The sequence below is a fragment of the Algoriphagus sp. 4150 genome (assembly GCF_031457395.1).
Lineage (GTDB): Bacteria > Bacteroidota > Bacteroidia > Cytophagales > Cyclobacteriaceae > Algoriphagus.
Genome location: NZ_JAVDWS010000004.1, coordinates 25,609 through 40,869 on the forward strand (window position 1 = coordinate 25,609; position 15,261 = coordinate 40,869).

Sequence of the window (15,261 nt, forward strand, 5' to 3'; positions counted from 1 at the left end):
TTGAGATTATTTTCCTGATTCAGAAGATATCAATCAACTGCTTCCTGTTCTTCAGCGGTCCATCCGCCTCCCAAACTTCTATAAAGCTCTACTTTGGCAAGAATCAGTTGCATCTTTAACTGCACCACTTCCAGCTGGTTTTGCAATGCATCTTCTTGGGCATTAATGATTTCAAGGTAGTTGGCAAATCCACTTTCAAATAGCAGGAAAGCATTAGCCATACCTTTGGTAGTCACTCTCATGCGTTCTTGGGCGATGGTATATTCTTCCTCCAGTTTTTCTATGCTCACCAGCGCACTGGATACTTCAGTGACAGCGAGAGTTACTTTTTCCTTAAAGTCAATTTCAGCGATTTCCCTTTCCTTAATAGCAATTCTATGCCTGGTTTTAAGTTTTCTGTTTTGAAAAATCGGTTGAAAAAGAGCACCATTTATCATGGCAAATCCTGAGCCGAGCGGGTCAAAGACATTACTGAAGCTCATGGAATTTAGCCCTGTTGAAGCATTGATGCTTAGGGAAGGGTATCTCATAGCCTTGTTGATACCTACCCGGGCATTGCTTGCAACGAGATCAAGCTCCGATGCAGCGACATCAGGACGGTTTTGGATCAGTTCCAAAGGTACTCCGGTACTATACGAGCTGTCCAGTGCCAACTGATCTAACACTCCTTTGTATTCAATCTCCTGTGGGGATCTGCCAAGCAGATTGTTGAGTTTGTTTTCCTGAATGGCATATGCTTTCTCCAGCTGGGGAATCAGAGACTTTGCACGCAGCATTTGAGATTCAGTTTGCTGAATTGCCAATGCCGTGTTTTCACCTGCCTCGTATTGAAGATTTACAACTTTTAGCGTATTTAAGCTTAGGTCATAATTACGCTTCGCTACTGTCATCTGTGACTTGAGCATGAGGATATTAAAATAGGTCGAGGCAATCTCAGCTACCAAAGCAGTTTGCACTGCTTTCTTAAATTCCCGGCTTTGCATATATTCTGCGAGCGCAGCGTCTTTTTGCCATCTCAGCTTTCCCCAGATGTCTATTTCCCAACTAGACTGCAGAGAAACAGCATATACCAGGTTTTCTGTATAAAATGTCTTGGGGATATTTTCACCATGATTTCTTCTAGAACGATTAGATCCGTAATTATTAAAATTACCCCCAAAATATTCTCTTCTGAATTCTGCAGGATTTGCTCCCAAGCTTGGGAGGAAGTTAGCCTTTGACTGTAGAAAGCCCTCGTTCGCTATTTCGATCTGCTTGGATACTTTTTGCATATCAAAGTTTCCTGCCAGAGCAGCGTCAATCAGAGCATTTAGCGTGGAATCCTTGAAGAATTCTTTCCAATTGATCGTAGCGATTTCATTTTCGCCTACAAACACACTGTCTTGTAGCTTTTCGCCTCCGTAATATTCTTCCGGTAAATCAAGGTCGGGTCTGGTATAATTTTCTCCGACTTTGCAACTTACCGCTGCCAGAAGCATAATGAAAATGGGTAGTAGTCTCTTAGTATGATTCATTGTTCGTTTCTGTTGTCTCTACTCTTTTACTTACGGTCAGGGATAAGCGGTCTTGCAATTGTTGGAAGACAAAGGCAAGTACAGGGATGAAAATAAGCCCTAGAGAAATTCCAAAAATCATTCCTCCTGCAGTACCTATACTTACTGATTTGGTTCCTTCCGCTGAGGAGCCCACTGAGAACATCAAGGGGATAAGTCCTGCAGTAAATGCAAAGGAAGTCATCATTATTGGACGTAGCCTTAGTTTACAGGCCTCTATTACAGCTTCCAGCACAGGTAAGCCTGCCCTTCGTTTTTGCGCCACAAATTCCACTATTAGAATACCGTTTTTTGCCAGTAGTCCTATAAGCATGATCATCCCTACTTGCACATAGATGTTATTGTCTATTCCAACAAGGTTAATGGAGGCGTAGATCCCCAGTATCCCTGCAGGAAGTGACAATATTACCGCCATAGGGAGCCAGAAGCTTTCGTATTGGGCAGCCAAAATAAAATAGGTAAGGATTATACTGATGATGAAAATAATGGTCGTGTCAGAACCCGATTTCTTCTCTTCCAAGCTCATGCCTGTCCATTCAAACCCCAAGTTGGCGGGTAATTTCTGCTCACTGAATTCATCTATCATATTCATCACATCACCCGTACTATAACCTTTGGCCGGGGTGATGTTGATCCTGGCAGCATTGTATAGATTATATCTGAACACCGTCTCCGGGCCATAGGAAGGCTCCAGTCTCACGAAAGAGCTCAGAGGCACCATTTCGTCCTTGTTGTTCTTTATCATGATGGAATTAATGGCATCAGGCGTTTCTCTATACTCAATGTCGGATTGCATGTACACCATATATTGGCGGGTGAATCTATTAAAATCACCTACTCTTGTCCTACCGAAGTTGGATTGAATCGTAAACATCATGTCCTTGACACTTACCCCCAATGCTTTTGCTTTCTCATAATCTATATCCAGTTTGAATTGGGGGAAATTCGTGTTGTATGAAGTAAAAGCTCCCTCGATTTGCTTTTGTCTGGACAGCTCTGCTACAAATTCATTGACCAGCACTCCGAACTCGGCAAGGTCTCCGTCAGAATAATCCTGAAGAACGATCTGCACACCGTCAAAATTACCGAAACCCTGAACGGTAGGACGGGGATACATGTTGACTTTGGCCTCGTTTAATACCTCCAGTTTTTTTGTTAGGTGCTTGACTACTTCCTTGATATTGGATATATCGCCCCTGCCACTAATTTCTTTTAATTTGATATAACCAAGTCCTGTGGATGCACTTTCAGAGTCATCGACTATGTTGTATCCGGAAACTGTGTTAACACTTGCCACAGCAGGTTCTTTATGTAAAATTGAATCAGCTGCTCTAAGCAATTGGTTTGTTCTGTGAAGGGAAGATCCTTCAGGCATGGTAAGGGAGAAAATAAGAAAATTATCATCCTCTGTCGGGATAAAACCCTTGGGGGTGATGGATGCAAGAAAGAAGGTGAAGGCAGTGACCAATATCAATCCTCCTAATGTCCACCACTTACGTGCAATGGACCATTTGACCAATCGAATATATTGAAAGGTAAATTTGTCAAAAACTGTATCGAACTTTTTTAGCCCTCTAGCTTGATAGGATTTGAACTTATTGAATTTCGAGGATATGCCGGTTCTGGCAAAAAAACCTTTTTTGTCAGCCTTTTCCTCACTCTTCTTCCTGTCCAAAATCAATGCGCTTAGTACAGGGACTAGAGTCAGTGCATTTACAGCGGAGATCAGCACTGCAAAGATGATGGTGAAGGCGAATTCTTTGTAAAAAACACCCACAGGGCCATCTAGAAATCCTGCCGGCAGAAATACAGCGGCAATTACAACGGTGATGGAAATGATAGCTCCTGTGATTTCTGACATAGCCGCATTTACTGCATCTATGACATTCATACCATGATCGTGGATTTTCTCATAGATAGCTTCGATCACTACGATAGCATCATCTACCACAATACCGATGGCCAGTACAATGGAAAACATACTTAATACATTCATAGTGGCTCCAATCAACTGAAGAAATAAAAATGTACCGATCAGGGACACAGGTATGGATATCGCCGTAATAATAGTGGCTCGAAAATCCTGCAAAAAGATGAAAACAACCAAAAAGACCAATACAAATGCTTCGAGAAGTGTTTTCTGGACGTGGTGCATGGATTCATCTATCTGGTCCCGTACACTATAGGTGATGTTGTATTTAATCCCGTCGGGAAATGAATTTGCCTGCTCTTCCATTATTGCACGCACTTCCTTATCTATTTCCACCGCATTGGCTCCCTGTTGCTGTACGATATCAATGGTCACCGCGGCTTTTCCGTCCAACCGGTTTTCACTGGCATAGTTTGAAGCACCAAATTCAAGTCTTGCAACGTCTTTCAGTCTGAGCTGAGAACCATCGGCTTCTGATTTAATAATTAGGTTTTCGTATTCTTCAGGCTCGCTGAAACGTCCACCATGCTTCAAAACAATTTCAAATACCTCTTCAGAATTTTCTCCAAATTTCCCAGGGGCAGCCTCAAAACTTTGATCTCTTACTTCATCCATGACATCCCGCGGGGTCAATCCATAGAGCGCAAGTTTCTCAGGGTTTAGCCAGATTCGCATCGCATAATCTCTCGATCTAAGGATAGAGGCTTCTGCGATTCCCCCGACTCTTTTAAGTTCTCTGGTTATTTTAATACGGGTATATGCATTCAGAAAAGTTTCATCATAGGTGCCGTTTTCACTGTAGATGTTGATAGTCATCAAAGACCCCTTCAGTCTCTTTAATACCACGATACCTGCTTCCCTTACTTCGGAAGGAATCTGCTCCATTACCATGGAAATTCTGTTTTGAATTTCTACAGCAGCTACATTTGGGTCAGTACCGGGCTCAAAATACACCGTTGATCTCCCTCTTCCGGAATTGGTGGCTGTAGAATTGATGTAACTCATGTTTTCAGCACCGTTTATAGCTTCTTCCAGTGGAAGAAGTACAGACTTGGCTACGGTTTCTGCGTTTGCACCTGGATAGTAGACCTGAACACTAACACTTGGAGGTGCGATTTCGGGAAATCTCTCAACTGGAAGTTTGGAAATACTTGCAGCCCCTGCCAAAACCAAGAGGATGGAGATTACCAATGCTAGGACAGGTCTTTGAATTATGTTTTTTATCATGCGTTCATCAGGGTTAACCTTGACAAAAAATGGCAACTACCCAAAAGGATAGCCACCCCTCTCCAAATCGGAGAGAATTAATATGTTAATGAATTTGATTAGAATCCTTCCCCAATCCGGTTAAAGGATTGGGCTGGATCTATTGGTTGTTAAGGGCTAATTGTCGGAAAGTAATTTTCCTTGTTCTAGGGGGTTGACCAAAACTCCCTCGCTCAACTTGTCGAGACCGGCTGTAACGATTCTATCGTTGGGTTTTAGCGTATTTCCGCTGACTATATAATTCGTGCCAGACCTTCCTTCAATAGTGATTTCATGTTGAGCTACAGTGTTGTCGTCATTTAGCAAGAAAATAAATCGCTTATCTTGAATAGTAGTGGTCGCGGACTGCGGGATGAGAATTGCATTTGGATAGATCTGTTCCATTAAGATTTTACCCGTATTTCCGGTTCTTAGCAGTGTATCAGGATTGTCAAAGTGTGCGCGTAAAGTAATGGAGCCTGTTGAACGACTGATTTGGCCTGAATTGGCATCGATTTTACCTACTTTATCATAAATACTTCCGTCTGCCAATACCAGTTTAACGTCAGGGTTCATTCGCTTGGAAGTGGAATCCTTTTTCATTCGCTCATAATAGAGGTAGTCAGATTCACTCATGGAAAAATAAACATAAATTTCCCTCACGTTGGAAAGGGTGGTGAGAGGAGCATCATCTGTTTTCTTAACCACATTGCCAATTGATTTCGGAATTCTTCCCATCAAGCCATCTACGGGAGCACTTATCGTAGTGAAATTCATGTTGATCTGCATATTTGCAGCTGCTGCTTCGGCTTTTGCAAGTGATGATTGGGCTACTTCATAATCAGCTAAGGTAGTTTCCATTCTCACTTCGGAGATCACTTCGTTATCAATGAGAGGACGGAGCCTGTTAATCTCAGTCTGCGCCTTTTTAAGCCTTGCTTTTTCAAGTTCTACATTGGCCTGAGCATTTTTCAAATCTTCCATGTATGGCTGGCTGTTGATCTTAAACAAAGGATCGCCTTTTTTGACGTACTGCCCTTCATCTACATAGATTGCCTCAAGGATGCCTTCCACTTGGGGGCGGATCTGAACGTTTTCTACCCCCTCTATAGATCCCAGATAATTAAATGCCAGAGCCGCTGATTCTTCCTTCAGTGTCAAGATAGGCAATGGGATTCCCTCTTCTTCAACTTCAGCTTTTTTACACCCAAAAGCTAATGCGCTTAGTGTCACGGAGGTGAGAATCGTGAACAGAGTTTTTCTGCTTGGCCGGAATAAGTAGTGATATTTCATCTGTTTATAATTTGATTTTCAATGGTCATATGGAATCTCGCACGTTGAATAATCATCCCTCTGTGTGTCGCCTTAGACATGCTCGATTTCATCTGTTTATATTTTGTTTTAAGAGGTCAGATGGAATCTCGCAAGGGCTATAATCATCCCGGTGTGTGGCTTTTTAGTCATGCTCGATTTCATCTGTTTATAATTGATTTTTTATGGTCAGATGGAATCTCGCATGATTGATAATCATCCCGGTGTGTGACGTTCTGAGTCATGCTCGATTTCATCTGTTTATATTTTGTTTTAAAAGGTCAGATAGCCTGTCCCGTCCGCCGCGGCGGATCGGGAGAATCTCGCTCGGTGAATAATCATCCCTTTGTGTGACGTTATTCGTTATGCTCGATTTCATGTGTTTATAATTGTTTTCTATTGGCCACATGCCCGCCTGTCGTCGGACAGGCTCGATTTCATTGGTTGATAGGCTTCCTAAATCCATTATTATATTATATGTATATCCGCTTTTCTGCCAGTAAAAGAGACTAAAGCATTATAGGATTTGGAAAACACTAGCGTCGAGGCCACTTCGGTCTTCTGTCATCGGCCAGCCTCGCCGTGGCGGGTCTTCCTGCCATTATACCAAAGAAAATGAGGCTACTGGCATCATTGCGGATAATCACATCATATTAAGCTCCTAGTAGAAATAATCATACCATGGCCAAAAAATCCATCCTATAAGTAGAAATGGCGGATTTTGGTGGGGATTTGTGTGGAAAACATAATAAAACGTGTATTTTTTTGCGAAAAGTGTAGAAAAAGTAATCGAATTGTCTTTTTGAAAGTGATTTTCGGAACAGATTTTAGACAGGTACAAATTTTGGTTATGGGAGTGACTCCTGCAGTTTTAACACTTTTTAAGTTTGGCGATAGCCTGTACTGATTGTGTAAGAAAGACTCGAAAATGAAAATGATCCTGCTATTTTTTACTACTTTTGCAGCAAGAATGGATATGCAAAAAATAAGGAATTTCTGTATCATAGCCCATATTGATCATGGGAAAAGTACATTGGCGGATAGGTTACTGCAGGAGACCCAGACGGTCTCTGACCGTGATATGCAGAATCAATTATTGGATAATATGGATCTGGAGCGCGAGCGTGGAATCACGATCAAGTCTCATGCGATCCAGATGAAATATACACATGAGGGTGAGGTTTATACGCTCAACCTGATTGATACACCCGGTCACGTGGATTTTTCCTACGAAGTTTCACGATCTATTGCTGCCTGTGAAGGCGCATTACTAATTGTGGATGCTTCTCAGGGAATCGAAGCGCAGACGATTTCCAATCTGTATTTGGCTCTTGGTCATGATCTGGAAATCATTCCGGTATTGAATAAAATTGACCTTCCCGGAGCTGATCCTGAAGCTGTGGCCGATGAGGTGATTGATTTGATCGGTTGTGATAGGGAAGATATTATTTTGGCCTCCGGCAAAACAGGTATCGGTATCGATGATATACTGAAAGCTGTAGTGAACAGAATTCCGGCTCCTACAGGCGATCCGGAAGCTCCACTTCAAGCTATGATCTTTGATTCGGTTTACAATCCTTTCCGTGGAGTGGAGGTTATTTTTAGAATTTTCAACGGAACCTTCAGCAAAGGGGACAAAATCAAATTTGTCAATACAGGCAAGGAATACGAGGCGGATGAAATAGGGATTTTGGGTTTAAACCAAATCCCACAGCAAACCATGAGTGCCGGTAACGTAGGTTACCTGATCTCGGGGGTGAAAGTTGCCAAGGAAATCAAAGTGGGGGATACGATCACGCACATCAAGAGACCTTGTGACAAAGCCATCCAGGGTTTTGAGAACGTAAAGCCGATGGTTTTTGCAGGGATTTATCCCGTCGAGACTACGGACTATGAGGAACTCCGCTACTCCATGGAGAAGCTTCAGCTGAACGATGCTTCGCTGGTTTGGGAACCTGAGACTTCCATGGCCTTAGGGTTTGGATTCCGTTGTGGATTTTTGGGAATGCTTCACATGGAAATTATCCAGGAGCGTTTGGAACGTGAATTTGATATGACTGTGATTACCACAGTACCGTCCGTTCAGTTCAAAGCGCTGATGACCAATGATACCTATCAGATTATCAATGCCCCGTCTGACATGCCGGATCCCACCCGGATGAAGCATATCGAGGAGCCTTATGTGAAGGCTTCCATCATAACCGCAGCAGAATACGTAGGCGCGGTAATCACCCTGTGTATGGACAAGCGTGGACAGATCAAAAATCAGGTTTACCTGACTTCTGAGCGCGTGGAGCTTACGTTCGATATGCCATTGGCAGAGATCGTTTTTGACTTTTTTGACAAGCTGAAAACCATTTCCAGAGGTTATGCTTCCTTGGATTATGAACTGAAAGGCTACGAAGTATCACATATGGTGAGACTTGATGTGATGCTAAATGGAGAGCCGGTCGATGCTTTATCGGCAGTAGTCCATAGAGATAAAGCCTACGATTGGGGCAGAAGACTTTGTGAGAAACTGAAAGAATTGGTTCCGCGTCAAATGTTTGAAATCGCAATTCAAGCGGCAATTGGTCAGAAAATCATTGCCAGAGAGACTGTGAAAGCTTTGCGTAAAAACGTATTGGCAAAGTGCTATGGTGGTGATATTTCCCGTAAGCGTAAGCTTCTTGAAAAGCAGAAAAAGGGCAAGAAGCGAATGAGACAAGTCGGAAACGTCGAGGTGCCTCAGGAGGCATTTATGGCGGTGCTGAAATTGGATTAATTTGATTTACGATTTAAGAAGTACGATTTACGAGATTTAATTGTACCTCGACCCTCAAATTTTATAGGCTTGTTTTCTGGATTTAATTCTAAATAAATGGTGTCTTATGAAACAGGAAATGATAAAAAGAACAAAGCAATTCGCCATAGATGTTTGGCGACTATGTTCGAAATTACCTCATTCTAGAGAATACAATAGTTATGTAAATCAGTTGATAAGAAGCTCCAGTTCTGTTGCTGCAAATTATAGGGCAGTGGGAAGGGCAAAATCAAAAGCGGATTTTATAAATAAATTGAAAATAGTTGAAGAGGAGGGTGATGAAAGTCAGTTCTTTCTTGAAGTGATAGATGAAATAAACACCAATCAGGAATTATCATCTGAAATAACACGACTAATTAAAGAAGCAGATGAAATAGTAGCAATTATTGTTTCAAGTATAAAAACAGCAAGATCTTCTTAAACTTAAATAGCATTTCGGTGTCTTTTATAATTTAAGGATTGGAGGTCCTAAAGATCTCGTAAATCGTAAATCTGAAATCGTAAACCAAAAACAGAAATGTCCATTCTAATTGACGGAAAACTAACCTCATCGCAAATCAAATCTGAAATTGCTGCCCGTGTAGCGGAAATCAAAGTAGAAGGAGGTAAAACCCCTCATTTAGCAGCAATATTAGTCGGAAATGACGGAGCGAGTCAGACCTACGTAGGGGCAAAAGTGAAGGCTTGTGAGGAATGTGGTTTTGAGTCTACATTGGTGAGATTGGAAGAGAACATATCAGAGGAGGAACTGCTGAAAGTAGTCGCTGATATCAACGAGAACCCGTCCATCGATGGATTGATCGTGCAGCTTCCTTTGCCTAAGCATATCTCAGTAGAGAAAGTAACTGATAAAATCAAGCCTGAAAAGGATGTGGATGGATTTACTCCTGCTAATGTAGGACGTATGGCGTTGAATTGGCCGGCGTATGTGGCGGCTACTCCCTACGGCATTATAGAATTGCTTAAGAGATATAATATTGAGACCTCAGGCAAGCATTGCGTGGTGATCGGAAGAAGTCATATCGTCGGAAGTCCCATGAGTATTTTGATGGCTAGAAATGGCTATCCCGGAAATGCTACTGTGACGCTGACGCATAGTCGTACTGCCAATCTTCCGGAAATAGCGAAAACTGCGGATATTCTTATCGTGGCTTTGGGTAAACCTCATTTTGTGACTGCGGATATGGTGAAACCCGGGGCAGTGGTGATAGATGTGGGAATCCATCGAATCGAAGATGCAAGTAAGAAGTCCGGTTTCAGATTGGTTGGAGATGTGAAGTTTGACGAGGTGGCTGAAGTAGCCTCTGCAATCACACCTGTGCCGGGTGGTGTAGGACCGATGACAATAGCTTCTTTGCTTTACAATACGCTATTGGCAGCGGAAAAGAAAGTTTACGGGTAATATTGGTTCTGTTCGTGGGACATGTCTACCGGCAAGGCAGGCACGAATAGGGACCTAATGGTAATTCCAAAGAAAATAAATGCAAAAGGTTCGTATTGGATTTGCATGGAATAGGCAAGTCAGGTACTTTTGCAGACTGTTAACCGCGCACGTGGTGAAACTGGTAGACACGCCAGCTTGAGGGGCTGGTGCTTTAAGTAGTGTGGAGGTTCGAATCCTCTCGTGCGCACAAAAACGGTCTGTATGATAAGTACAGGCCGTTTTTTGTTTTCAGTATAGTATTTTGTATAGCACTGGATTAAAAAAACTACACTTGAAAGTCTTGATCGTTTATTCGGTTGAGGCTTTTTTGCTTATATGAATGGGTAAGTTCAGCGAGGGTGTCTTCTTCGGCTCCCCTCCGCAGTGCTCAGTTTCCACAGAATTTGCCTATAAGGATTACTTGTTGGTGGGTTGTCGTCTGATCATAATGCTAAATTTATCCTTCAAATACCTAGTCAAACCATCTTCCCCTAGAATTGGTGTTTCTATTCTCAACTCACCTTTCCTTTCCATAAATTTGTCATTGAAAATAGTCACTCGGCCGGTTTCTGTAGGCTTGGTGCAAATTACATTCTTGACAAAGTATGAATCAGGATTAGTTTGTTTGTCCAGGCAAATGGCGTCAAAGTCCTCGGCATTCACTACGTCCAAACTAAACGTATACCGTTTTGAAAAATCTACCCCGTCCGCAGACATTGATAGAAGATACTCCTGCTGATTCCACTTGTCAATTTGAAAGTAATTTCTCCCATCATATTGCACGCCACTTCTGATCTCAAGCGGAGTGATAAACAAGTCACCGTAGCCGACATCAAGCAGAAATTCCTTTTCAGTTTTTACATATATGGCCATGTGATCAAGTTCTGGCCCAAGGGTACCGTCTTGATCAATGATACGCGAAGCTATGATTCTGCTTGTGAAGCCAATCCCGGTCAGAAGCTTGTTAAACAACAAATTCAGTTCGTAGCAAAAACCGCCGCGTCTATCATTGATTACTTTTTTATAGATCCTCTCGATATCTAAGTCGAACCTTCTACTATAGTACACATCCAAATTCTCAAATGGGATTTGATAGACGTGCTTCTTATGCAATTCTGTCAAGACATCATCTGTAGCGTCAATTCCGTCAGTGTAATCGATTCGTTCAAGATATTTTGCTTTATTCATAGGGAAAATAATGTGATACTTAATTTACTTCCTGTATAAGATGAGTCTTTTCAATGGTTTCAGAAGCGTGGAACATCCTACTATTTTTTGAATTGGAAATCAATAGGATAAATCACATTGGTATCAAGGACACAAGTGAATCTGACACTATGAATCATATAGCCTGCTATCTTCGTCAGCTTTCATGATTTCTATAAGCAGCTTCCGCTGTTCGGCTTTCATTTTTCTTTTGTGATCAATGATGTCCTGATACTTGATCCTTCTGTGCTTACCTATTTTGGTATAGCTGATTTCCCCGTTTTCAAGTAGTTTTACCAAATGCGGTCTTGAGCATCCGATAAGTTCCGCAGCTGCCTGAGTAGTGATTTCAGTTGCAATTGGAACGATTGATACTGGCTTGCCCTTGCCGGTTTCCTTTAAGATTTTAGCCAGAAGTTGCAGTGCTTTCATCGGAATTTTAATTCTCTCGCTAGTCTCTTCAATTTCAATTTCAGGGTAATCAGAATGAATCTGTTCAAGTGCTGCGGCCAATGCATCATAAGACTCCATGGCTGCTTTTTGCTCTTCTTTAGAAGGTCTTTCCATGTCATCAATAGTGTTCATTTCCATTTTCTTTGTAATCTTTAACTATACGAAATATTCGAAACAGTGTTCGTGTATTTCGAATTTCATGTTAATAAAACCAACGTTGTATCCAGTAATACGGATAAATGGCAAAAGCCATCCAAGCAGCTACAACTGCCCATAGCCTATCATTTAAACGGTGGGGTATGGCTGACTTTTTTTCCAGCATTCTTGGGTTTACCTTGAACGTAATAAATCCAACCCAAATGAAGAAGCCGATTTCATTCATCCTGCTTTTATTTTCTTTTTTGTCTCTGCAGGCTCAGGAAAAAACCTGGATGCTGGGACCTTTTCTTAGACCTGAAGGAGCCATTCCCATTATAGCTCCTCAGCCCACCACCAGTTTTGTGGATCCCATGACTGGTAAAACTGTCGCATGGGAGTCCATGGCTACTTTTAATCCTGCTGCTATCGCCCGGGACGGAAGCGTATATGTACTCTATAGAGCAGAAGAAAAACTGGGAGAAAAAGAAATCGGTGGACATACCTCCAGAATAGGTCTGGCCACATCAGTAGACGGTTTTGCCTTTGAGCGGGAGGATGAACCGATATTTTATCCGAAAGAGGACAATCAAAAGGAATTTGAATGGACAGGTGGGACAGAGGATCCACGGATCGTAGAGACTACTGAGGGGCTGTATGTGCTGACCTATACGCAGTGGAACCGGGATGTGCCAAGACTTGCCGTGGCCACTTCAAGGGATCTGCGAAACTGGGAAAAACATGGGCCGATTTTCAAAGAGTGGAAGGATGGGAAATACCACAATGTGGAATCCAAATCCGGTGCTATTGTCACTGAACTAAAAGACGGAAAGTTGACAGCCACTAAAATAGATGGGAAATATTGGATGTATTATGGGGTTCCCCATATTTGGCTGGCTACTTCGGAAGACTTGGTCCATTGGCAGCCGGTAGAAAACCACGAAGGAAACCGGGTTCCTGTGCTTAGTCCACGTCCGGGATATTTTGATTCTTGGCTGGTGGAGGCAGGTCCTCCTCCGGTGCTGACCAAAGATGGAATTGTAGTGCTCTACAATGCAGGCAACTCACAACAGGTGGGAGTGAAAAACCTCGGAAACCGGGTCTATACCGGTGGACAGGCGCTCTTCTCTGCTGCAGAGCCTTGGAAATTGATCGATCGGGTAGAAGCTCCCTTTATTCAGCCTACACTGGCATTTGAAAAATCAGGGCAATACCCTGAGGGAACCACCTTTCTGGAAGGCTTGGTTTATTTCGAAGGCAAGTGGTTGCTTTACTATGGTACAGCAGACAGTATGGTGGGAGTAGTATTTGCCGAGGGTAAGTAGGGTTTTCTTTCGGGAGGTAATTTGTCTTGTGAGCATAGAATCTTTCTTTTACAATTGAATTTCACAGACTATTACTTTTGTTTGAGTTGGAAGTAAATGGTTTGAGCATCCTAATCCCTATCACAAATTGAACATACGAAAAGCCATAGTTGAAGATTCTGAGGCGATTGCTGCACTGCTAATGCTTGCTACAGGAGAGGTGATTTACAAATTCATCGGAGAGCAGGATTACGATAAAGGCAAAGACTTTTTGCTTCACTTTGTGAAAAGTGAAGGCAACCAATATTCTTTTCAGAATTGCTATGTCGCAGAGGAAGAAGGGGAGGTTGTAGCCGCTGTTCTTGTGTATGATGGAGCGAAACTAGGGGAGTTGAGAAAACCGGTTTTGGAATACGTTCATAAGCATTTTGATGCAGATCTGAAAGTAGAAGATGAGACTCAGGCAGGAGAGTTTTACATAGATTCTCTTGGAGTAGCGGGCACCCAACAGGGGAAGGGACTTGGGTCAACCTTGCTTAATTTTCTTATCGATGAGCTCGTACGCAAGATGGGAAAAACGTTGGGTTTGCTTGTGGATAAAACTAACCCTGGAGCAAAGAAGCTGTACTTGAAATTGGGTTTTCAGCCGGTAGGAGAGAAGAAACTGCTCGGTCTTTCGCTTGAACATCTTCAGTTGAAATAGAAATATAATCTAGTTTAATCCAGTTCTGCACAGTGGACTGTGTCTCCTGACTACTAACTGACTACTTCCTGTCTGTGGGACACATGAAAGCATAAAATCCACTTTTATTTATTGACGGTGACTTGTGTAGTGCTGACCGGTAAAAGAAATAAAGCTTCCTGTCGTACTGACACAGTTAGGATAGGATAATTTCTCCAAAACTTGTTAGTTGTAGGCTGTTACCCAGCAATCAGACGTTTATGGAAAGAGCAAAAATCGTCAATTATTTGATTTGGAAAGTCAACCTGTGGGACGGAAACGATAGTGCTGAATTATTCATATGCTCCATTTTTGGCTACATCATCCATAGATTTGGCTAAGTCTGATTTTGTATTTTAGGGGAGCTTTGTGAAAACAAAATTTCAAAAAGATGACAGAAAGTAAAATTGCATTGGTCACCGGCGGAAGCCGTGGTCTGGGTAGGGATATGGCGATCAATCTCGCCCTAAAAGGTATAGATGTGGTGATCACTTATCACACGAATAAACCCGCAGCAGAAGAAGTAGTGACAGAGATTGAAAAACTGGGTAGATCAGGGAAGGCCTTTCAGTTGGATTCCAGTGATGTGAAAACTTTTGAGGGGTTCTTTGCTCAGCTATCCACTTATTTGAAGGAAGAGAAAGGAGTTGAAACCTTCGATTTCCTGATCAACAATGCAGGAACGGGGATTTACACTCCTTTCCTAGAGACTTCGGAAGAGCAGTTTGATGAAATGGCAAATATTCACTTGAAGGGTGTTTATTTCCTTTCCCAAAAAGCAGTGCCTCTTCTAAGCGATGGTGGTAGAATTATTAATATATCTTCAGGTCTGGCGAGATTCAGCTTTCCTAATTCATCTGCCTACGCAGCCATGAAAGGTGGAGTGGAAGTGTTTACCCGCTACTTAGCCAAAGAACTTGGACCTCGAAGGATTACCGCAAATGTGGTAGCTCCGGGAGCGATTGCCACCGATTTTGGTGGAGGGCAAACCCGGGATAATGAGCAGAGGCGAAATCTGATATCCAGTGTAACTGCTTTGGGACGTGTGGGAGAGGCGGAAGATATTGGTGGCGTGGTGGCATTTCTATGCACAGAAGATGCCCGATGGATCAATGGACAGCGTATAGAGGTTTCAGGTGGGATATTCTTGTAGGAGTCGTGATTTATTTTCGGCTTG

11 protein-coding genes and 1 tRNA gene are annotated in these 15,261 nt (G+C 42.5%); 7 read left to right on the forward strand and 5 right to left on the reverse strand.

Annotated elements, in window-relative coordinates; all coding sequences use genetic code 11:
• Positions 1-29: 29 nt before the first annotated feature.
• The 3 genes from J2X69_RS07835 to J2X69_RS07845 all read right to left on the reverse strand — a co-directional run bounded on the left by J2X69_RS07835 (position 30) and on the right by J2X69_RS07845 (position 6,021).
• Positions 30-1,514 (reverse strand): efflux transporter outer membrane subunit, encoded by a 1,485-nt coding sequence (locus J2X69_RS07835; protein ID WP_310101121.1) that lies wholly within the window; start codon positions 1,512-1,514, stop codon positions 30-32.
• A complete protein-coding gene (locus J2X69_RS07840; RefSeq protein ID WP_310101124.1) occupies positions 1,501-4,710 on the reverse strand; it encodes an efflux RND transporter permease subunit in 3,210 nt (1,069 codons plus the stop codon). Before J2X69_RS07840 ends, J2X69_RS07835 begins: the two co-directional genes overlap by 14 nt.
• A 156-nt stretch (positions 4,711-4,866) precedes the next feature.
• Complete coding sequence (locus J2X69_RS07845; protein WP_310101128.1) at positions 4,867-6,021, reverse strand: efflux RND transporter periplasmic adaptor subunit; 1,155 nt, start codon at positions 6,019-6,021, stop codon at positions 4,867-4,869.
• A 988-nt stretch (positions 6,022-7,009) separates the two neighbouring features.
• Between J2X69_RS07845 and lepA the strand changes: the two genes are divergently transcribed.
• From lepA to J2X69_RS07865, 4 genes are all read left to right on the forward strand, one after another.
• Positions 7,010-8,803, forward strand: a complete 1,794-nt coding sequence (gene lepA, locus J2X69_RS07850; protein ID WP_310101753.1) for a translation elongation factor 4 — start codon at positions 7,010-7,012, stop codon at positions 8,801-8,803.
• Positions 8,804-8,909: 106 nt separating this feature from the next.
• Positions 8,910-9,263, forward strand: coding sequence for a four helix bundle protein (locus tag J2X69_RS07855; RefSeq protein ID WP_310101133.1), 354 nt, complete (start codon positions 8,910-8,912; stop codon positions 9,261-9,263).
• A gap of 96 nt (positions 9,264-9,359) precedes the next feature.
• The gene (locus tag J2X69_RS07860) at positions 9,360-10,244 is read left to right on the forward strand and encodes a tetrahydrofolate dehydrogenase/cyclohydrolase catalytic domain-containing protein (RefSeq protein ID WP_310101137.1); all 885 of its coding nucleotides are present in this window, start codon (positions 9,360-9,362) and stop codon (positions 10,242-10,244) included.
• Positions 10,245-10,389: 145 nt separating this feature from the next.
• Positions 10,390-10,473 (forward strand) — tRNA-Leu (locus J2X69_RS07865).
• Positions 10,474-10,682: 209 nt separating this feature from the next.
• On the opposite strand, the gene J2X69_RS07870 is transcribed toward J2X69_RS07865, so the two are convergent.
• Positions 10,683-11,453: an arylamine N-acetyltransferase gene (locus J2X69_RS07870; protein ID WP_310101141.1), complete on the reverse strand. Its 771-nt coding sequence runs from the start codon at positions 11,451-11,453 to the stop codon at positions 10,683-10,685.
• Positions 11,454-11,600: 147 nt separating this feature from the next.
• A complete protein-coding gene (locus J2X69_RS07875) occupies positions 11,601-12,056 on the reverse strand; it encodes an excisionase family DNA-binding protein (RefSeq protein WP_310101144.1) in 456 nt (151 codons plus the stop codon).
• A 227-nt stretch (positions 12,057-12,283) separates the two neighbouring features.
• Here J2X69_RS07875 and J2X69_RS07880 point away from each other — a divergent pair, with 227 nt between their 5' ends.
• The 3 genes from J2X69_RS07880 to J2X69_RS07890 all read left to right on the forward strand — a co-directional run bounded on the left by J2X69_RS07880 (position 12,284) and on the right by J2X69_RS07890 (position 15,237).
• A complete protein-coding gene (locus J2X69_RS07880) occupies positions 12,284-13,384 on the forward strand; it encodes a glycoside hydrolase family 130 protein (protein WP_409014405.1) in 1,101 nt (366 codons plus the stop codon).
• 127 nt (positions 13,385-13,511) lie between these two features.
• Entirely contained in the window at positions 13,512-14,066 is a 555-nt protein-coding gene (locus tag J2X69_RS07885) for a GNAT family N-acetyltransferase (protein ID WP_310101149.1), read from the forward strand.
• 409 nt (positions 14,067-14,475) lie between these two features.
• On the forward strand, positions 14,476-15,237 hold the full coding sequence (locus J2X69_RS07890) for an SDR family oxidoreductase (RefSeq protein ID WP_310101153.1): 762 nt from the start codon (positions 14,476-14,478) through the stop codon (positions 15,235-15,237).
• Positions 15,238-15,261 lie beyond the last annotated feature (24 nt).

Coding starts and splice junctions, on each gene's coding strand:
- J2X69_RS07835 (WP_310101121.1), bottom strand. CDS start 1,514: ATGAATCATACTAAGAGACTACTACCCATTTTCATTATGCTTCTGGCA.
- J2X69_RS07840 (WP_310101124.1), bottom strand. CDS start 4,710: ATGATAAAAAACATAATTCAAAGACCTGTCCTAGCATTGGTAATCTCC.
- J2X69_RS07845 (WP_310101128.1), bottom strand. CDS start 6,021: ATGAAATATCACTACTTATTCCGGCCAAGCAGAAAAACTCTGTTCACG.
- lepA (WP_310101753.1), top strand. CDS start 7,010: ATGGATATGCAAAAAATAAGGAATTTCTGTATCATAGCCCATATTGAT.
- J2X69_RS07855 (WP_310101133.1), top strand. CDS start 8,910: ATGAAACAGGAAATGATAAAAAGAACAAAGCAATTCGCCATAGATGTT.
- J2X69_RS07860 (WP_310101137.1), top strand. CDS start 9,360: ATGTCCATTCTAATTGACGGAAAACTAACCTCATCGCAAATCAAATCT.
- J2X69_RS07870 (WP_310101141.1), bottom strand. CDS start 11,453: ATGAATAAAGCAAAATATCTTGAACGAATCGATTACACTGACGGAATT.
- J2X69_RS07875 (WP_310101144.1), bottom strand. CDS start 12,056: ATGAACACTATTGATGACATGGAAAGACCTTCTAAAGAAGAGCAAAAA.
- J2X69_RS07880 (WP_409014405.1), top strand. CDS start 12,284: ATGAAGAAGCCGATTTCATTCATCCTGCTTTTATTTTCTTTTTTGTCT.
- J2X69_RS07890 (WP_310101153.1), top strand. CDS start 14,476: ATGACAGAAAGTAAAATTGCATTGGTCACCGGCGGAAGCCGTGGTCTG.